The organism is Nocardia paucivorans NBRC 100373, from assembly GCF_000308675.1.
Taxonomy (GTDB): domain Bacteria; phylum Actinomycetota; class Actinomycetes; order Mycobacteriales; family Mycobacteriaceae; genus Nocardia; species Nocardia paucivorans.
Genome location: NZ_BAGE01000030.1, coordinates 39,615 through 61,132 on the forward strand (window position 1 = coordinate 39,615; position 21,518 = coordinate 61,132).

Genomic DNA, 21,518 nt, shown 5'->3' on the forward strand with positions numbered 1-21,518 from the left:
TCGGTCGAGTGGGTACGTGCCGATGACTACGCTGCTCACCCGGTTTTGATATTGCTGCACACCTCCCTCGGTGCGCTGGCCCTGACGCTGATATGGCCGCAGATGTCGCATACCATAAGGACCCGGCGACCGACCGTGCACCGGTGGACCGGCCGGGTGTACTTCGTACTGATGGCCGCAAGTATGGGGGCGGCCATCACTTTTCTGCTGCTACGCCCGCCCGCCGATTATCCGGGCTTCACCGCATTCGATCTGCAACTGTGGACGCTTGCTCTGGCAACATTGTGCACAGGTGGATTGGCGCTTCGGGCGATCCGACACGGCGATATCCTCACCCACCGGGCCTGGATGGGATTCCATACAGCGTTGATGATGACCGCACCGCTGCTACGGATATTGTGGATTATCCTGGCACCGTTACGGCCGGAATACCATCTGCTGACAAATCTCGGTGCCGGGTCGATCATGCTCGGAGTAATCGCGCCGGCCGGTGGGGCCGTGGCTTTCATGCTGACCGTTCGTAGCCGTGAACACGACGACGAGCAGCAATGCGGTCCGGCGATATACGTGGTTCTGGTCGCGACGGCGGTGATCGGTTCGTTCCTTTTCGCGACGTATCACCGACCGCTGCTCGCCATGGGACGCACCGATCTGCTGAGTGTTCACCTGGTGCCGGCCTGGGTGTATCTGCTGATCTGTGCGGTCGGGGTTGCTCGGGCGCGTCGCGCCGGCCTCCTGTCGCGAGAACGACTGTGGCGGTGGATGATGACCGGTGCCGCATCGGCTTCCGCGGCCGCCGCGTTCGTCGGCATCGTCCGCGATGCCCACTACGACAATATGGACGGTTTCGCCGCCGGCGCCATGATCGGTCCGGCTCTTCCCATCACTGTATCGTTCGCACTGGGCGTGCGGTATGTGGCGAATGCGTGGCAGGCCCTGGATCGCCCCCGTGCCGAGCAGGCGATGTCACTCGACCGAATGGAGGTCGAGGGCGCATGAGGTTACCCACGCTGGGAAATGTGCAGGCAGGCCGGTTCTGGGGGCGAGTCGCGAAGACGAGCGCGGGGATTACGATCGTGGCAGCGGCGATCGGGATTGCGGGCCCGCGTGGTGCGGCGCCATGGTGGTGGTTCTGCGTTCTCGGCGTCGTCTCCTGGAGCGTATGGCTCGGGGCAGCTCTGCTGCAACGGCGATCGCATATCGCCGAGCTCAGCTGTTCGGGCATATCGGCCGCGGCGCGGGATATCGCTTCGAGCGACCGGGAGATCGCCGCAGGCCACGACGTTCCGAGCGATCCTCGGGCGCTTGCCGCGCGAATCGCCCTCGCCGACGCCTACTGGTCCGCCCGTGACCACTGCAGCGCACTCGATCTGTACGAGAGCGCACTGATCGATGGTGTCCGATATCTCGGCTCCGATCATCCGTTGTCGTGGACCGCGTGGATACGCCTACGAGAATCCCGACAGGGGACACCGTTCTCGGATGCGCGGGGCGGAATTCGACCTTTCCCGAAAGTCCGCCACTACCTCTGGCTCTTCACACGCAGACCGCGTATCCCTCGTCGGATCGTCGATATGGAAGCCCGGATCGGCTTCGTTCCCCCGTACGGATGGACCCCGAGCACGCCACCGCCACGATCGAAGGGGGTCACGGTGCTCTGCCATCGGTACCTGCCGGGGCTGATTCTCGTCGGCGGGTATCCCGAGACCGAATGCGTCGAACGCGACGACGCCCGGGTGATCGATCGCCTGACCGACTACCTGAAGGCCGTCTATGTGGCGCCCGGGCGGTGCGTCGATACCGAGACGCGTGTTCTGCGCGGCCCGGGGACATACGGTCGTTCGAGCTTCTTCCGCCTCGTCTTCGATTCGGATGTCGGTGCGGTGACAGGAGAGGTCTACATCGCCGTGGTCCGGGCCGGAACGCGATCCTGGTTCGTCGGATGGCTGAGTGATTCCGGCGCACCGATCGATATCGAGGACGCGGAAAACCTTGCGCGCTCACTGCGTCCCATCACCCTGCCGCCGAGGTCCGAGCACGTACCTTCACCCGACCTGCCTCGACCGACGGATCTGACGCAGATATCCGGTTTGTTCCACGACCACGAGCCGATATCCCGTGACGAGGGGTGACCGGGCTCGGGCCGTGTTCTGTCGTGTCTTCGGACCGGTGATTTCACCGATGCCGGAACCACTCGTCGGATGGCCACGTGACCATTTCCTTTGTCCTCGTTCCGCTTGCACCGGCGATTTCGGCGGATCCGTTCGACGCTCGGGGAAGATCGTGTCCACGACCGGCGATTTACGTCTTATCCCGCCATCGGCAGCGGCCGACAATGCATGGGAAGCGGTGAGTTCTCCACCGCCGAAGAGATCGGACAGGAGAGCGGTGTGAGCCGAGCGTTGTGGATCGACCCGGAGCGTCTCCGGGCTCGTGCCGCAGCGTTTCGGCAGATCGGTGACGAGGTTCGGCAGGTGATGACACAGCTGCAGGTGACGTTGGCCGCGGAGGGACGATGGTGGGGCGAGGACGAATCCGGTGAGGCGTTCGCCCGAACCTATGAACCGGATGTGGACAAGGTGCTCGCCGCGGTTCGGGATATCGCCGCTGCGCTGCACGGGTTCGGTGCCCAAATATCGGGGACCGTCGATGCGGTGGTGGCCGCGGAACAGACGGCCCACACCCGAATGGAGAACACGAAGCTCACCGTCCTCTCCGGGCACCGTCCGCCCGGTGATGGTGTCTTTCCACCGGTGGATGGTGTCTTTCCACCGGTGGACGGTGTCTTTCCACCGGTGGACGGTGTCTTTCCACCGGTGGACGGACCGCGGGTCGTCGAAACACCGACCGCCACGGCACCGACCTCTACCACCGCGTCCACGTCTTCGACCCCCGTGGTTCCCTCGGTCTCCGGCGCGAACCCGGCACGTGGAGGGACGGGTACGGAGTTCGATGGCGATGCACCCGCATCCGGCGAGGACCGAGCCGACCGGGTGGGGGAGGGTCCGCCATCCCCCACGGACGAGGGGCACCAGGGTGTCGGTCCTGTCGACGGTCGCAACGAACAGCGGTCTTCGCACCGTGGTCGATTTCCCCGAGACGATGCGCGTGCGACTCGTGAACCGTCCGCCGCCCGCAATGGTTCGCCGGCCGGACCCGGGCGGGGCGGTATCGCCGACCCCGCCGGCCCACCCCGCGGTGCCGTGCCCTCCACGATCGGTGCCGCGGGAGATCGGAAACCGCCGAGCCTCCCGGGTGCGGGAAATACGGACCCTTTCGGTTCGTCGCCCGGGCAATCGTCACCCGCTCCCGCATCCGCCCGCCGGGAGGATGGCAGGTCCACGAAGAAGGACGGACCGTCGACGGTGCGCCGGCCGGCCGACGGCGGCCGGCCGGTGGTTGCGGTGGGTTCGGCGTCCGGGCCCCGCGTCGAGAGCAGCCTTGTGTGGCTCGCACGAAGATTGCGGGAACGCCACGGTATGGCGGTGGTCGGATTCGACAACCGTGATCTCGACGAGACCGTCGTCGGTGAGGTTTTCACGGCTATCGATGACGTGCTCACCAGATACCCGGTGATCACCGTCCGCGATATCGAGCTCGGCGATGTGCCCGGGGGCGAGCTCGTTCGCGTCGCTTCCCGGAGGCCGGAACCGGGCGCGGGGTCGGCGCTCTCGGAATGGACCGTCACCGTCGACGAGGAGGCAGTGACGAACCCCGATGGACTCGCCGAGGTCCTGCGAAACCCCCACCGTTCGGAGGCCACGGTTGCGGGTGCGAGGGCACGCGTGGTGTACGAGGCCACGGTTCGAGAGTTCGGTCGCGCCATCGATCGTGCCGGTGACCTGAAGGCTCGTGGCCGAGCGCAACGGACCTTGATCGCCGAATACCTGGGCGCGGACACCGAATACCGGAAGATGAGACTGACCCGTGTGGTGGCCGGTTATCGCCGCTGGCGGGACCAGTTGAGCGGGGGCAGCTTCGACAAGGGTGTCTTCGATCCGGCGGCAGCCCTGGTGGATGCCTTCACCGAGGTGATGCTCAACGGTGACAAGGCAGTCGAGCCGGCGAAGACGCTGTGTCGCCTGCTCATCGATACCGCGGATACCGTGAAGAACGCGAATCGGATGCAGCGCACGGATCGGCGTTCTCGACAGCGGCCGGCGGCATCGGCCTGAACGGGGTGTACGGGACGCAGGGGCGAGATCTGCCATGACGACGCCATCGCAGTGGTTGGCGGAGTTGCCGGCGCCGATTCAGGTTGTCGTGTTCGGCGCGGAGGTGCCGACGGCCGACACCGAAAGTGGTGAGCGGGTCGGGGCGGCCTTCGAACAGGCTGCCGCCGGGCTCGCACGCGCGGCCGAGCGCCTCGATGCCGAGATCGCCGCGCTCCCGGACTGTGTTCGGGAGGAGCTGCACGACCAGATCGCGGGTGCCGCGCGGCAGTTGTCCGAGGCCACGGCCGGTTCCGGAGAGTTCTGCCGCCGGTTGGCCGAAAGCACCGGACAATTCAATGCCGACACCGTGAAAGAGGTGGCCTCGATGGTCGCCTTCGGTCTCATGACGGTGTACCAGATTCTGGTTGCCGGAGGTTGGCATCCCATCAGGGCGTTCCAGCTCTTGTCCCAGGCCAGGGCAAAGCACTTGGCTCGGTGGGCGGAATTCGTGGGCAGGCGCGCCGGCCAAGGGGCTGCGGCGGCTGCCGAACGCGCCGCTCTGTCGGCGATCCAGGTGGGTGGTTTCGCCGTCTTCGCCGGCGGTGTCGATGCCGGGATCCAGGCCTGGCAGGTGGCTCAGGGCAGCCGCGACCGCATGGATTGGAAGTCGGTGGAGGTCGCGACGGTGGCCGGGGCCGGAGCAGCGGTCGGTGGTGCACTGGGAGCCGGGATGGCGGGGTCGGTACTGTCCCGTGTGCAGCGGTTGCCACCCGGTAGGTCGTCGCTCCTGGTGGGGGGTTCGGTGGTCGCCGTGGCGGGTGGGCTCGGTGGCGCCGTCGGCGGTGCGCTCGGGGGCTACGCCATGACCGACCAGTTCTCGCTGACGTGGGCGGAGGTCGGCAGCAATGTACTGCTCGGGATCGCCGAGGCGGCGGCGCACATTCGGGGACACACCGTCGTGTCGGCGAATCGCGAAGTCGGCCCCTTGCCTTCGATTCCGGGCCCGAACGGAATCTCGCCACTCATGGCATCGGATCCGCTCCGGCACTTCGACTCCGAGGCGACGCTCGGCATCGAATCGGATCCCGCTCTTGCGACGGAGAGCGTTTCGGAGGAGAGCTCCTCGAAGGAGAACACTGAGAACATCGGGCCGACCGAGGCAGCCGACCCACGAACCGGTGCTGTCGAAGCGACGAGCGGACGACCGATGTCGACCGCACCCGTCGAGGTGTCGGTATCCGCGAAGGACACGGGCGCGAAGGGCGCGGCGACGAGCGGGTCAACGGCTGTTTCCGCATCCGGTGTGGTCGATCCGGGCAGGGTGACCGTGACCGAGCGCACCGCCTCGGTGGGGGGTGGAACCGAAAGGAGAGGGCCCGCGGCGGAGACGTTCGAGCCGGTGCTGCGGAAGAGATGGGTGCCCGGTGTCGCGGGTGAGCGCGGACATTGGGTGGCGGAACCGGGGCCGACCGAGCCCGCCGATGTCACCGTTCGCCCGGGACCCGAGGCCGCCGCACACGAACCACCCTTGGTTCTCGAACAGGTATCCGATGGTCCGGACGGTTGGGCGGTCGCGACGGTGGAGCAGGCGAAGGAACCACCTCGGGTCGTGGAGGTGGTGCCGGATGAGCCGGGTCATTCGCGGGTTCGGGAGCTCGGGTCGGCGGAGCCGTCGAGGTTCGAGGCCGACGAGAAGGCCGCGTGGTCGTCCTCGGAACCGGAGTCGGACGCACCGATGGTGGTGGACCTGCATCCGGTGCCCGGTACGGATCACTGGGCAGCGGGCGGGGTCGTGGCCGAACTGGGGGCCTCGGAATTCGAAGGTGCCGTCCGCACACAGGAGCAGGAGCAGCTCACCCCCACACAGCAACGATTACAGGATGCGGCCCAGGACATCCTGGACGACTACCACGCCCGTTCGGACTCCTCCGTGCCGGAGGAGTCGCGACCGGAGAACATATCCGAGTCGGCGCTGCGGGATATGTTGCTCAACGGCACCGAACACGAGTCACTTCTCGCGGCGATCGAAACGGTCCGGCGACGCACTGGCAAGCTGCTGTATCGAGAACAGCTGATGGGTGTGCTGGCCATGCGCGAGGGGCTGGTACCGGAAATGGTTCCCGGCAGCGGTAAAACGCTCACCGCGGCGGTGCACAATGTCTGGTCGGCGATACACCGTGGACCGGCATTGCTGGTCACCAGCTCCGATCCACTGGCCTACGAGGCATTCGCCGAAAGCTCCGCGATATTCGGTGACTCCGGTGTGACGTTCGTGCGGATAGACCCGGATCGACCGGTGCCGCTGCCGGAGAACGGCCGGCCCACCGTGTACATCACCACCCAGGACGCGCTGGGTTTCGCCGAACTGCGTGGCAATCTGGGCGAGCTGACCTTCACGGTGGGCACGATCGATGAGATCGACGCGGCGCTGTTCTACATGAACCCGCTCTATGTGCTCAGCGATGGTGCGGTGGCGCCCGCCGACGCGGAGATGAGGCAGGCCGTTGTCGCGGCACGCGATTTCGTCGACGAGAAGTTGGCTTCGGGTGCGTTGACGGAAGCCGATTTCGGACGTGACCCGACCCGGCCCCGCTCGCCCGCCCGCCTGACCGACGAGGGACTGGAGAAGGCCCGCCGGCTGTGGGACGGCCGACTGTCCGACGACGATGTGAAGCGGATCAATGCTGCCGCCGCGGTCGCGCTGGGAGATTTCGTCGAAGGCGACCATTTCGTGATGCACGACGGACGGCCGGTGATCATCGACCAGGTTTCCCACAAGGTCATGCGCGACCCTCGGACGGCGTTGGAGAGCCGGTGGCACGATATCGCCCCCGCCATCGAGGCCGCCATGATCAAGAAATACGAATCTCTCGGTCTGAGACACGATTTCGTTGTCCACGGCAATTCGGATACCGCTACGAGCGTCACCCTGCGCGAGGTGTTGCAGCGGCGTGTCGAGTCACTCACCGGTACCTCCGGAACAGTGCGGAATGTGGCCGATGTGCTCTCGCAGGTATACGGGACCGGGGAAGCGGTCGCGATTCCCCGTACCAAAGAACACCGCCTCGAGTACGGCGGAGCCATCGTCGCGGAGGACCAACAAGGCAAGCTGATCAACCTGGTGGAAAACCTCGTTCGCATCCATCGCGACGAGAACCTGCCGCAACTCGTGCCGGCCCAGCGCAACAGCGATGTCGACCGGATCCACACCGAGCTGAGCAAACAGCTACCGGATGCCTCGATCCGCGTCGTGGATGCGAAATGGATTCTCGAGCAGGGAGTCGACTGGGAGGATCGCCTGCACGAGATCGTGGAGAGCGCGGGCGAGCCGGGAACGATCACCATCATCAACATGCAGGGCGCCCGCGGTAACGACTACAAGGTCACGGACGCCATATCCCGGGCCGGTGGCATCGTCGCGCACCTCTACGGTCGTTCTCCGCTGTCGGAGGATGTGGACATCCAGGCCCGAAACCGGGTCGCCCGAAACGGTCAACGCGGTCGGGTACACGAATACCTCGCCTTCGACGACGCGGTATTCGATCGGCCCGACCATCCACTCGCCCAACTGGTCATCACCCGATACCGGGACGCCGAGGCCGCGTATCGGGCCGAACCCGGCGACGACCACCGTGCGGCACTGGACCGCGCCGAAGACGACATCGTCGAACTGGTGGACATACTGCAGGAAGAGGCCTTGCGCAGCCGAAAATCCGCCTTTCTGCGCGCGGCGAATGTGGTGGATGCCTCCGACGACGCGGATACCTCGACACCGGCCGAAATCGGTGCCGACCCCGTATCGGAGCTCTTCGGCGCACACTGGCTGCCACGCGCCGCGATATCGAATGCGGCGCAGGTGGACGATCCGGTATCGGATATCGGAGAAACGACCGATATCGCGGCACCGAGTGTCCCGGTCACCACGGCGGCGGCTGTTCCGGTGGAACCTGTCGAGAGTCCGCGGGCGACCTCGGATGAGAGGACTCCCGCGTCCGGGGCACTCCGTCCCGAGCCCATCGTCCCGATCGATCTCGCCCCGGATCCCGTCGACGGGAGAACGCGCGTGCCGGAAACACCCGGCGCGATTTCGCAGCGATCACGGCCGGGGAAACATTCGGAGTCGGACATGGTCGCCGCGATCGGCAATGACATGACCGATATCCGGGAAAACCGGACCGCTTCCTATGGTACCGAGCCCGCACTCGACGAATCGAATGCTCTACCAAGGGAAAACGCTGAGCTTTTCGAGGCGGACGCGGCAGCCCGTACGAGCGTCGGTAGGGCGGCGTCCCGCCATGGATTCGCCAGGGAACGTATCGGTTATCTGCTGGGTCCCTTCAGCGCCGATTATCACTCCGTTGTCGTGCCCCTCGTCGAATCGGTTCGCACGGGGGATGTTCGGGAGGTCATCGGCAGTCGTCTCTCGGACGAACCCCATTCTGCGCAACGTGGTGAGGCGCGATCCGGGCCGAACGACGATGTGAACGATCCGCCGCCGCGGCTGCCCGAGGTGGAGAGGAGGCGGGTTGCGGTCGGGCGTCGGAGTTCGCCCGATGAATATCGGGACGACATCGTCGTCCGATATGTGACGGGACCGGAACTCAGCGATCTGGCGTCTTCCCTGGTCGATTTGCATCCGGATGGTGATCCGGATCGGCTCGGCCTCGATTCGTGGGCGGAGCCGGAGAGCCGATGGGCAGCGGCGGTCGCCGAGCTGGGCGGACCGGGCGGGCGGCTCGTCGGATTCTGCCTCGGACAACGGAAGCAGGAATTCGATGGGACGTATGCGGGTATGCAAACGTCCCCGGATTCGGAGAATCGGGAGATATCGCACGTCCGGTTCGAGGAGCCCAACGTTCATATCACCGCGATGGTGGTGGACCGGAGCGCGCGTGGCTTCGACACGGCGGATGCGATGCTGAACGAGTTTCTCCTGAACCGATCCGAATCGTTGGTCAGCATGCAGGTGGATGCGAACGACAGGATCGCGATCGAGGTGGCCGAGCGGGTGGTCGGCCCGGGTTTTCATCCATGGGGGCACGAACTCGGCGCCGATAACCTGCTTTACCAGGGGCCGCGCTCCACCTCGAGGTTGCTCGAGCGGCGGCTACGGATGGATGGCCTCGTCCCCGCCCGAAGCGACGCGCGGCAAGGCGAGGAAAGCAAGCGGACGAATCCGAATATCGGTCGGGTACGGGCTCTGCTGCGGCATATCCCAGGTGCCCGAGGGTGCTATTCGGCACTCGCCACGGATTTCTTCCCCGACCTGACGGACGCGTCACCGCGGATCGGCGTGAATCTGCGGTCGATTCGGGAGCGGGCCCGGGTGGGGGCCGAGGAACTGGCGGCACGGCTGGGCCTGTCGGTGACCGAGCTCGACGGGTGGGAGACCGGATGGCAGGGGGAGGGTGACGGGAAGACCCGGAAACAGGTGCGGCTGTCGCAGGAGAACGTGTCCTGGTATCTGCGGGGACTGGCGTCGTTGTTGCCGGCCTCGGTGGCGGCACAGGCACGGATGGGGGCGGTGGCCCGCGGAGGTGACGGTGGTGAAGTGGGGGTGGCTCTTGCGGCATTGCGTATCGATGCCGGACTGGAGTCGGGGGTCATCGCCGACCGGGGCGGGTGGGCACCGGGGGCGGTGGAGCGGGTCGAGTCGGGGGTCACGAAATCTTCGGCGGAAGAGGTCGAGACATATCTGCGGGCATTGGCGCCCGGGGCGCCGCGGTACCCGGAGGGATATCGGAGTGTCGGGGAATATCTGAAATATCTTCGGCAAAGGTCCGGTGAGACGCTGTTCGAGGCGGCGACGGCGGTACGGACGACCCTCGGCGCGATGGACGACCAAGAGTCGGGACGGGTCGTGCCATCGCTGGAGACGGTGGGTACGTATCTCGACAGATACTCCGATGGCAGCGTGAGCATCGATGAGTGCGTCGAGGCATTTCCAGAGCTCAGGGCAGTGGCGTCACGGCGCGGGGGCGAAGCGGAGTCCGTCGGTTCGAAGTCCGATCGGGCCGAGCGCCGACAGGTCGCCGAGAAACCGGTGGCGTCGGTGACGACGAGTAGTGGCTCTCCGAAAGCGGTGCTGCTGCACGGGACGGCGGAGTCGACCGACGCCGCCGATCTCGTGTGGGCGATCGTGGCGGGTGCGGATGTGTTCGGAGGGCTCGACCGGCGGGCCGGGGCGATATTGCGGCGGTTTCCGGATTGGGAAGAGGTGACTTCGGCCGCCGATCGGAAGGACGGTGTGCGGTCCTTCGCGTTTCGGGTCTTCGCACGCAGGCCCGACGGCTCGGTGGACGACGGGCCGGATCGGATGAACGGCGGCGAGCCCGATACGGGGTGGGAGATGGAATACGAACCCGACCCGACGGTGGTGGGACGTCGTCGGCCGAAGGTGACCGAAGTGATTGTCCGGTTGAGAAGGTCGACGGTCGCGGGCGATTGGGTCGGTGAGGTGGCCGAGGTGTCGACCCGGCGGGATCCGGCATTGTGGAAGGCGGCGCGATGGCCGCAGGCCGCCCCGGATCCGGAGCGGGCCCAGCAGCTGGTCGGTGCCGGTGTGGGGGTGGCGGCCCGGGCGCTGCGACTGCTGGATGTCACAACGGTCGTCGCCGAGCACGGACCCGTCGACCACGGTACGACGGTTTTGGTCCGTACCGTCGACGGGACCGAGGAGATCCCGCTTCGGAACGACAATGCGTGCCGTTCGGTCACGGTGACGTTCACCGATGGAACCACGGCCGGATTCGATATCCGGGTCGATCCGGTTCATCGCCGCCTCGTGGTGAGTTCGCCGGATGGCCGATCGGTGTGGGCCGAGCAGATCCGGGTGTCGGGGTCGGCGTCCACACCGGAGATCGGGTCCGCGGTGACGATGGCGCTCACCCGCGCGTTGGCTCAGGTCGTGCATCGCCACCGCGGATTCGAGAAGGTGACGCCGACGGACCCACGGTATGTGCGGGAGAACGGGAAACTGGTGGCCACCCGGGCCGCCGTTCTGGATGCGGTGGTGTTGCTCGCGGCCGACGAGTTGCTTGCGTGGAAACCTCGGACGGACCGGCAGCGGCGATATTTCTTCGATCTTCGCCGCGAGGTTCTGCGTCGGCTGGAATTCGCTCGTGGGCCGCGCTTTCTGCAGCGTGAGCGCCTCGCCGCACTGCGTGCTGTCTCACCCCGGCTCGAGTATCCGATACGACGGCACTGGGGCCCGTTCAAGATCCGCAAACCGATGATGTTGCACTTCGAAGCGGCACCACCACTTCATGTGCACTATGGGCTGTCCTTGATAGCATCCGGATCCAATATTCTTCCCGCAATTATCGGTGATCCCGGGCAGACATTGCGATATTCCATCGGAAGTGCCACCGGATCTCTGTACATGGCCTTGAGCCGAAGTCAATCCTACCTCCATATCAGGCAGGCGGAAAATGCCGATACCGCCCCTCGATGGTTCATCTATCGAAACGACGGGAAGGATTTTTTCCGGGTACATGTCGGAGGAGCATTGGTGGATGCCACGGCACGAGTGGGGGGAAGCCTGGCCCTCATCGATGCCGGTGTGGCGATCAATCCTGCGCTGCTCGCCGAAATTTTCGGTCGACGCGTGGCGAGGGGGATATTACGAGGATTGCGGGCGAGTCGTATACAGCCCATGTACGCGGCCCCCCGCGATCTGGTGGAGCAGACTCTGGCCGTGGCGCGTCGTGAGGAGGTGTACGACCGGTACGCCGAACTGCGTGCGGAGTCGTTGCAGTGGGCGCGGCAGCTACGGAAATACCTCGACAGACCGGACGCGCCGGATGATGGCGAGTTGAACGAGCTCGCCCGGCTTCTGCACCATCTGTCCGCCGCGGCACAGGAGGCGGCCGAACAGATCGAACAGTACGGGCTCGGAGCTGCCGTATTGCGCACGAAGGCATCCCCGGTTCGGTCGCCGAGTATGTCTCGCATACTCCGGGTGAGCTGGTTGGAGCCCGTGGGCTCGATGGCCGTCGGTACTTTGGCCGGCCTGGTATTCGGCAACCCCTGGATCGGTCTTCTGGGAGCCGGTGGTGTGCTCTGGATGTTCCTCCGCGCTCGGCTCGGCGCGGTCGGCGAGCGGTACAAGGGCCGGGAACGAGCCACCCGGGTGCAGCGAAACAATGCGTATCGGGAAAAGCAATGGAACGACGGGATCCGGGATGCGCTCATCAGAATCGCCGAGCTACTCGAGAATTTGCCGGAGCTACCCGATCCGCTACCCGATGCGACGCGGAAGCCTCCTGGCATCTTTCCGTATTTCTGGTCCGGGCTGGTCGAAGCCGCCACGGAAATTCCGGCCGCCATCGCGGGCTTCTATATACCCGGCTACGGACCGACATTGGCGTGGGGTCTGTTCTTCGCCCGGATTCTCTCACCGATTGCCAATGCGTTACGGCAGTGCGGTGAGGAAATCTACGATGAACTCGGCGCGGCGCGGCGTGAGGTGATCGACGACCGGATCGCCTTGCACGAGGGCTCCGACGATCCGAGCGAGATCAAGCGTGGACTGACCGAGAGTTTGGCCGGATACATGGAGCTGGTGCGTAGTACCAAGGAGACATTCGTATCGGAGCACTACCCGGACTTCCCCGGTGCGGTATCGCCTGCGGCCGTATACCGGGAATTGATGAAACAAGGCGCGAACAAGAAGAGTTCAGGGGTGGTACTGAGACAATTCGGGCAGGTGGTGGCGGAGAAGGATACGCCGGAGTTGTTCGACGCTTTCGCCGCCGAGATCGCCGAGGGATTCGGCGAATTGGCGCCCGAGAAGCGTGCCGGGAAGGTGGCGGAGGCATTCCTGTACTGGCACGAGTCCCGTATGGCGGCGATCGGCAAGCTGGAAATGGTGGACCGGTATGCGGCCGAGTACCTTCCCCTCGAATTGCGTTTGGCGGGGTTGTTTCCCGAAGAGAAACGTACGCTGCTGAACCCGGAGTATTACGAGTTCGCTCGGGTGGTCGCGGAGCTGCCGATCGTGGCCGCGACCCCGGATTCTCATGAGATCGAGGACCACACCGGCCGATTCTTCGCGGTCCTGATGCTCGCCGCGGCCCGTAACGGGGTGTATGCGACCGATCACGACGATACCGGGATGTCGCGGCTCGATACCGTCTCGTTGGGCACCCTCCTGACCGTGGGGGCGAAGCTGATGGAACGGGATTTCGTGCGTTTGGCGCACGGAACGAGTTCGGACGATCTGCTCACCGATACGGTTCCATTGCGGGTGGGGGAATCGATCGATGCGCGGCAGGGGGCGAGCGTTGCCGCGGAGGGCGCGGCCGGGATCGGTGCGTACAGCCTGCGACTCGAGGGCGTCGAGGAACGGACGGCGTCGCGGAAGAAATTGCGTTCGGCCAGGCAGATTCTCCGTATTGCATTGGGGGACAAGTTTTTCCGTGAGGCATATATCGATCGCCTCGTTCGGTGGTTGGCCGATACGCAGGAGCCGATGGTCGAGGACGGTGGGCGGGTATTCGGTGGGTCCGATCCGATCGCGGTATGGCGTGTCGACCCCGCTACCGGTACGGGGCCGAATGAGGGTTTCACCCATGTGGCGAAGAACGGACCGACGGATAACGGTCCGGAGTCGGTCACTCGGCCGATTCCGGTGGTGAAACCTGTCGGTGACGGTCGCGAATATCCCCTCGAGAGGCTTCTTTCGTTCTACGCGGACGGCGTCGATCCGGTATTGCGTTCCGAGCTGCTGCGGGCCATGGTGAAGCGGGCCGCGGTGGGCGTGCGTATAGCCGACTCGAACGGTGGATCCGACAATGGAGCACACCGCCGGTGGGAAGCCGAGGTGGCCCGCCTGGAGGAGGAGATCGATCGGGTTCGGTCCGGGCATGATCCGACCGTTCCCCTCAACGAGGGCATCACCGCATTAAGGGTGGTCAACGATCTGGCCGGTCGCGATATCGTCTCCGAAATCGGTGAGCCGGGTTCGATATCCATGTCCGCGCAGGAATTGCAGGCGAATACGGCCGGCCGGGTCGTCATGCAGCCGAGTCACGTCGCACTGGCCGCCCGATTGGCGAACCCGCAGGATCGGGTTTCATCGGCACTGGTGGTGGACAGGGAGGGGGATCGGCCCTATGTGCTGACCGTCTGCGACGGCGTAGTGGTCAAGATCGATCCGCACAGTGGCCCGCCGCATGTCTTCGTGCCGACCACGGAAACCGAGAGCCCCTACGCGGTGCTTTTCGACTCGGATTTCGATGTGCTGCACCCGCTCGACGCCGGTGCGCACGTGCGTCCGCACACGGAGAATCGGTATTCGGAGTCGCTAGGGCGAAGGTTTCGCGGAGTCTATTCGACCGATATCACATTGGGTATCGTCTCGGAACGAATTGCCGCGGTCGCGGCCGAGGAAGGGGTCGATTCGGTCGTATCGGATGACAGAAGCCTGTGGGCACAAGCGTCCGACGAGCTGCGTCGACTGTTGCAGCGGCGTGAGCTCCTCGAACGGAAGTCTGCCGCGTTGCACACGCTGGCCGGTGAACACAAGCGGGCCGTGCTGGAGTATTTCTATTGCACGAACGAGTACGAGCGCCTCACCGCGCTGCGACGCTCGGTGCCGGAGGTGGCGTCACGGTTGCCCGAGATCGTCGAACGGCGCAAGCGAGCGGCGGACGAATATGTCCGACTCGGCAAACTTCTGGACACGAAGCTGGATGAACACCTGCCGGGGCAGGTGTTCATCCACCCGTCCGAGACGAACGATTACTGCGCGCCCGCCGCAGTGATGGACATGCACCAACTCACCGGCAACGACGGAATTCGATTCATAGGTCGCGACGTCAGCGGGTTCGGTGTGCCGACCTTCGAGATCGCCGCGGCATTGGGTGCCTACCCCACTGATTACGGTGATCACCTCGAGATGGCCGACGATCTCGTTTCCCTGGGACACGGCGCGACCATTCTGGTGGATGAGGAAGGGCACGTTTACGTACTGACGAACTATCGCGGCCTGATCCTGGTCAGCGACTGGAACGGCACGTTGTTGCACCTCTTCCCCCCGGAAGGCCGCGAGGTCGTGGAGAACCTCGAAGGCTATGTTTTCGCTCCCACGGCACAGGGCGGCATAGAACCTCTGCGGCCCATGGACGAGACGGTACGGGATGTGCTGATGGAGTTGGCCTCTCGATATGCTCGAATCGAACGGTCACAGGTCGGCCTCGAGGAAACGCGCGAGGCGCTGAAGAAGGTGCGTTCACACGATCCGGCACTCGTCGCCGATCTGACGGAGATCGAGAGGCGACTGAAGGACGCCCGAAGCGTTATCCGGCAACTCGAAGACGTCGGATACGCAATGGTGTACGAAGACCTCCCGGTCGTGGATCCCGATCACCTCGAGGTGATTCCGGATGGTTCGCTCGATGCGGTATCACTGAGAACCGTCCGGTACGAGCGGTTGCTCGACTCCTCGGATGCATTGTGGGGGGAACTGTTCCGCATACTGAAAGCCGGTGGTGCGGCAACCATCGATACGGATGTGGAACTGTTCCGTTCCGATGGCGTTCCCCGCGAGGTCGTGGATCGACTCACGCAGGCGGGTTTCGCCGACATCGCTTTCCTGTACAACGACGAATCGTTCACCCTCGACGCCGTTCCGATGGGATCCGACGGCCGATACACGGTTCGTGTGATCAAACCGGACGATGTGGCCGGCGAGTCCGATGGCCACTCCGTACGGCGGTCGGCTTCGCCGGCCGAGACGACGAAATCCCACCGTGATGCACGGTCCGGTACCAGGGCACACCGGACTCCGTGGGGAGACCGACCGGTGACGAACAGGGTCGACGCGGACCGGGCGGAGATCGTCGAGGCGGACGACGAGGCGTGGGAGGTGTACCTCGAAGGGGAGGAATCGGTATTGCCTCCCGAGTGGTACGAGCGATTCGAAGAGGAGCCGCCCACACATCCACTCGCCGGGTCGGGTCCGATTCGCGGCGCGCATTTCCCGGTCCCGGAGCTGAGGATGACAACCAACGATCCGGAGAAGATCGCGGCCTTGGGGGAGTTCTCGCTATGGCAGGCAGAGATCGCCAACACAGGGTTGTATCGGCTCTCCGAGCGGTGGGATTCGACGGATGAGCCCGTGGAAGGACATGTTCTGCTGTCACAACTGTATTGCTGGATATCGCACCAGCGGTATCTGCGCCAGGTATGGGCCATCGACCATGATCCCGCCGTCGCACGCACCGAATACGACCATCCCGAGGCCTTCCGTACCCTCCTCGACGACTACGACCACATCAATATCGACATTTTCGGAAACGTCCATGCGCGTCGCGAGGGATTCCGTTCCGACCCCGACCTGGCGAAGCGGTCTCTCGGCGCGGTGACGCCGGCATATCGGACCTCCCAGGCGATAGGTGAGATCATCCGGACACGGGTGGAGGCGGAGGCGCCGGATGGGGACGAGCTGCAGAACATCGTGGAATTGCCCGACGGCAGCCGGGTCGGCGGGACCGTTCTGTCCTGCCTCACCCCCGTCAGGCAGACCGTCGAGACGGCCCTGTCCGAAAACCGGGAAGCCATGTTCGCCGCCGCCATGACCGAACTCGCCGATATGTTCGGACATCGTCCACCCGATGTATCCGGTGACCTGTCGCGGCGCGCGGCGAATGTTGCCTACCTGCTTTTCCAGGCGCCGTTGACGACGCGGGGCAGTGATGCGACGATCCGGACCTTCCTCGTGGCCACGTTCACCTTCCTCTTCGGTCGACCGATCCGCCTGCCGCACGACATCGATGTGCGTGGCATATCGATGCGGCAGACGGACTTCGTCGAGTGGTTCACCGATATGTTGGACCGAGAATCGCGTGCCCACGAGCCAGGGTCGTCGGCAATACCGAGGACTCGCGATGTGGGGGGCTCGTCGTCCGAGAACAGGGCGGTCACGCAATCGGTCATCGGATCCGGGCCGCCCGGGGCCACACCATGGTCGTCGCGTGGAGGCGGCGCGCATCGCACCGTTGACGCCCACCCGCGCGGCGAAACAACGGAACCCGCCGCACGCCGAACCGATGGCGAAGCCGTATCCGCATCGGAACTCGCATCCGACTCCTCGGCCGTCCGTCCCGGGCGGTCCGCGGCCGTGATCGGACCGGCGGACAACGGTAAAGGTGTGGAGTCACGAAGTTCTCGAGACGAGCACCGACCGGAGCACGACGTGATGATCGGGCCGGAGGCATTCGGCGGGCTCGGTGCCTTGTTGTGGGAGCACGGTGTCGTGGTGGGCGCCGCCGCGGTATCGCTGACCTTGGAGGGCACGTTCGGTACGGGACTGGTCGAACTGTCGGTGCCCGAATGGGTGTACCGGCGGATGGCCGAACACCCGGAATGGGTGGAGTTGCCGCCGGACAGCGACGAGGGACAGCGAATGGTCGGTGGATATCCGGCCGATCACCTGCCTCGCCGCGGTGCGGGTCGTCCGTCCCTGGGATGGGGTCGGTTCCGCATATCGGTGGGGTGGCCGGGCCTGGTGCCGGTCCGGTACCGGGAGCGGACGGGACCGGACGGGCAGCGTCGCGATCCGATATCGCACGAGGAGCTGCGTGAGCGGGCATGGCGGGCCGAGGACGGTATGCGGGTCGCCGGACTGCCGGACGTGTACGCCTGGGCGCAGGAGCGGGACCTGCCCGCGGATGTCGAGCTCGCACAGACGATCAAGGATGCGCTACTGCATCCCACCCGCTCCCGGTTTCCGGCGCGAGTGCTGGAAGACGAAAGCGCGGAGATCATCGATATCCTGCGCACGCAATCACGTATCGTCGGCAAACCGTTCACCGAGGAAGCCCTGGCCGGAGACCCGAGAATCCGGCGTGCCGTGGCGCTGATCGCCGAGGGGGTGTACACCGCCCGAACGCTCTACGGCGATCCGCGGATCGGTCGGGCCAACCACCTGTACGGTTCGTTCGAACTCCGCGAATACCAGGTCGGTGCCTTCTACCACAACGGTGATCTCGCCGAGGGGCTGCGCGCCATCGTGCGCAACGGGCTGTTCCAGAACGGCGGGCCCGAGGACATTCTGCACGCCATGTGCGCTGCCGCATGGAGCGATGCCGTCTACGGCCACGGTCGTCGCAGCGACAACCCGGGCGGCCACGACGAGAGGCGCTCCGCCGAGCTCCTCGCGGCGCGGGCGCGGCTGTACGGTTTCGACGAAACCGTGGTGGCGGAGATGGTGCGGGCCGTGGAGGCCACCACATTCGTGGAGACGACGAAACGGCAGGCCGCCGCATTCACCGACGATCTGCGACAGCAGCAGGCGGCTGTGGCGGCGGGTGAGCGTCGTGGTATCGGTCAGTGGAATGCGGGCGAGGATCTGCACAACCTGTCGAGCCCCGAGATGGTGGTCGATGCCATCGGATTGGCGGTCGAAGACCTGATGTCGAAACGGGCCGGCGAACAGCGGATATTCGGTCGTATCCTGGCCCGGCTCGGTATCCGGGCCAACTACCTGCCCGAAGCATTGCGATTGATCGATGTCTACGGCGCCATGCGCTCGGGCGCCCCGGACGGCGACGGTATGACGGTGCGCACGGCATTCGCGGCGCACCTGCGAGGCAGCGCGGTGTTCGTCGACCCGGATGCCGCCGGCGGTCACCGCTACCCGGACGGCTGGCTGCTCGGTAATCGTGATATGCGCCGCGATCACGCGGTCCTGCTCCGCCGACTCGTCCATCGACTCGAAACCGATCCCGACTTCTCTCCTCTCGACGCCTTCTACGAGGCGTGCGAACACGCCGATCACATGCGGGAGAAATACTCGGGTTTCCGTTGGCAGCTGGTGATCCGACCCGGCGCGCAACCATGGAACCCGATCGCCGTGACGGAAGCCCTCCGGCGTCGGCTGCCCGGTGGGGACGGGCAGGGGGTGACGCGGGATGTGATCGACGGTGTGCTTCGGGTGATGGAGCTGGTCGCCCCCGATGCCGTGGATGCGCAACCGGCCCCGAACGGCAAGGCCGACGCGGCGATCGTGCTGACCATGACCGAGGATACGAATGGTCACCCCCGGTTGCGCGCGCAGTTGGATTACAGCGTGCTCGGGGCCCCGCCGAATCGGACGGCGTTGCACCGGGCACTGGCGGGAGTGGACTGCCGGATCTCGGTCGAGGAGCAACAGCCGCTCTGGATGACAGAGCAATTCCCCCGGTGTCGGGTACTGCTCGATTTCGCCCACCCCGTTGTCGACGACGAGCGTGATCGCACCGGATTCACGGACCCTGTGACGGAATCGGTGTCCGTGCCGATCACCATCGACGCCGATGCCGGGACGGTCACCCGCCGTGCACGGTCGCTGCTGGAGGCCGTCTCGGACAGGCGAGAGCACCTCGAGCGATTCGCCCTCCTCGTGGAAGCGCTGATGGTTCGTTGCGGGGTGATGGATATCGAGATACGTATCCATCGGAGCGACGACGGCGCGGTCGTCGATATGCGTGCCGGGAGTTGGGGTCTCGACCTGGAAATAGGGGAGGAACCGGCCACCACCGCGGTGCGGGTGCGATTCCCGGTGGCGCCGGAGCCGGGCGGAAGCGGACGTTCCGATGATCTACGGGAGATCCTTGCCGCCTTGTTACCGGACGCGCCCCTCTTCGCCGCAATGCTCACCGCGGAGGTGACCACCATCGGGTCCGGGGAGCTCACCATCGCGGTCACCGGGGTGCCCGGACATCGCACCGTAGAGTTCGTCCTCGACGGTGCCCGACCCGCACGAATCACCCGTATCGAACCTGCTTCCACTGTGCTCGAGCCGTCACCGGTCACCGCGGTGGATGTCCGGGACACCGATCCGACGATCACCGAGGACACCCCACACGACAACCTGTCGTTCACCATCCACATCTGCACCAAGGACGGCCCCGAGCGCCTGAGCGCACTCCTCTCCGATATCGCATCGGTGGCTCCCACTGTGGACACGGTGTTCGTCTACGACGATTCGGTGAACTGGGTCAGCCGGGTGCGTAATCGTTCCGCGTTGCAGAGCATGTCCTTCCGGACCGTTCATATCGATGAAAGTGCGCGTCGTGAGTTGTTGCGCGATATGCCCTGGCCCTCCCCGGAGGCGAAATCCTATGCGGCCTACGCTTTCAAAGAGCTGGGGAAGCCGAAGTGGGACTATGCCGGCGTCAGAGCATTGGTACATTTCATCGCGGCATCCGCATCGCCTGTGGAAAGCAAGCTCCTCTTTCTCGACGATGACTTGAGATTGATCGACGGCAGTTTCGGGGGGGAGAGGTATCGAGTCGATTCGGAGGCGATAGCACGGCTTCTCGCGGAACCGATATCTTCGGACGGTGTCGTGGGCGCCGAATTCGTTGGCCGACCGGACGTCTACGATGTCGAGTACGCCAGAAGTGCGATGAAGTTGGGCTACCGTGATGCCGGCCGCGGTGGGAACAATCGATTCGCCCTGGATTACGAAGATATCGAAAGAGAGGAGACCTGGGCCTCCAAGGTCTCCATCGGCGGCGGTTTCCTGCTGCTGAGCGGCAATGGTGCGCGGCAGGCTCCGATTCCGCATCACTACAACGAGGACTGTGTATTCATAACGGTATTGGAAGCATACGGATACCACGTAAAGGCGGCACCGTTCAAGCCATTGCATGCCGGTGGCAGAAGAGGCTTGGAATGGCGAATGTCCCTCGATCAACAGGTCGGTGCCATCGTGCAGAAATCGCTCGAGAAAGCCCTCGAAGAAGTGGGTATCGAGGATTTACCGACCCTGGCCGACAGAGCGATCGGGCATTGTGAAGACCACGCCAGGGCATCGACCGGGATCTGGAAGGAACTTTTCGCCGACCCCGACCGGCAGATCGATGAAATACATGCCCACAATGTGTATGCCCTGATGGATTATGAAAGGCTCGCGCGCGAGGCGCAAACGGTCATCGCCACCTACTTCCGGCAGTGGTTCGGGTGGCGGACGCTCATGGAGGACGCCGCGGTGTCGAATCATGTGCGACGGTTCATCGCGCGAGTGTCCACGCCATCGGTGTTCGACATCTCCTCGGCGGAACCCCGTGGGAAACACGATTGATCCGGAAACGAATTCGTCCGCATGGCGGGAACACTCGGTGAACTCGATCGGCTGCGATCCGAACCCTCGGCCGTCCCGCTCGCCGACCATGTCGACGCCGGGACACGCCATACGACATCACAGCCGGATTCGACGGTGAGGTGGTCCCGGGCAGTTCACGGAGCCGGGAAGCACGGAGAATGGCTGCAACAGGTTACGGTTCGGCCGGAAAGGGTGCGTGATTCCCGCACGATGCGGTAGTGGTGTGGTCCTTGTCGTTTCCGCTTCGACCGTGGGACATGGCGTCGAACTCG

4 protein-coding genes are annotated in these 21,518 nt (G+C 65.0%); all 4 read left to right on the forward strand.

From position 1 onward, the window contains the following. Positions 1-51: 51 nt before the first annotated feature. Positions 52-999 carry a DUF2306 domain-containing protein gene (locus ON32_RS26895; protein WP_157224101.1) on the forward strand — a complete coding sequence of 316 codons (948 nt, stop codon included), beginning with the start codon at positions 52-54 and terminating at the stop codon, positions 997-999. Next, positions 996-2,132, forward strand: coding sequence for an APA family fibronectin-binding glycoprotein (locus ON32_RS06375; RefSeq protein ID WP_157224102.1), 1,137 nt, complete (start codon positions 996-998; stop codon positions 2,130-2,132). Before ON32_RS26895 ends, ON32_RS06375 begins: the two co-directional genes overlap by 4 nt. Before the next feature lie 258 nt (positions 2,133-2,390). After that, positions 2,391-4,175 carry a hypothetical protein gene (locus tag ON32_RS06380; protein WP_157224103.1) on the forward strand — a complete coding sequence of 595 codons (1,785 nt, stop codon included), beginning with the start codon at positions 2,391-2,393 and terminating at the stop codon, positions 4,173-4,175. Positions 4,176-4,209: 34 nt separating this feature from the next. After that, the gene (locus ON32_RS06385; RefSeq protein WP_040789535.1) at positions 4,210-21,225 is read left to right on the forward strand and encodes a hypothetical protein; all 17,016 of its coding nucleotides are present in this window, start codon (positions 4,210-4,212) and stop codon (positions 21,223-21,225) included. The last annotated feature ends 293 nt before the right edge of the window (positions 21,226-21,518 follow it).

Bases quoted from the DNA above. Each gene is read 5' to 3' on its own strand.
- ON32_RS06375 (WP_157224102.1), top strand. From the start codon at position 996: ATGAGGTTACCCACGCTGGGAAATGTGCAGGCAGGCCGGTTCTGGGGG.
- ON32_RS06385 (WP_040789535.1), top strand. From the start codon at position 4,210: ATGACGACGCCATCGCAGTGGTTGGCGGAGTTGCCGGCGCCGATTCAG.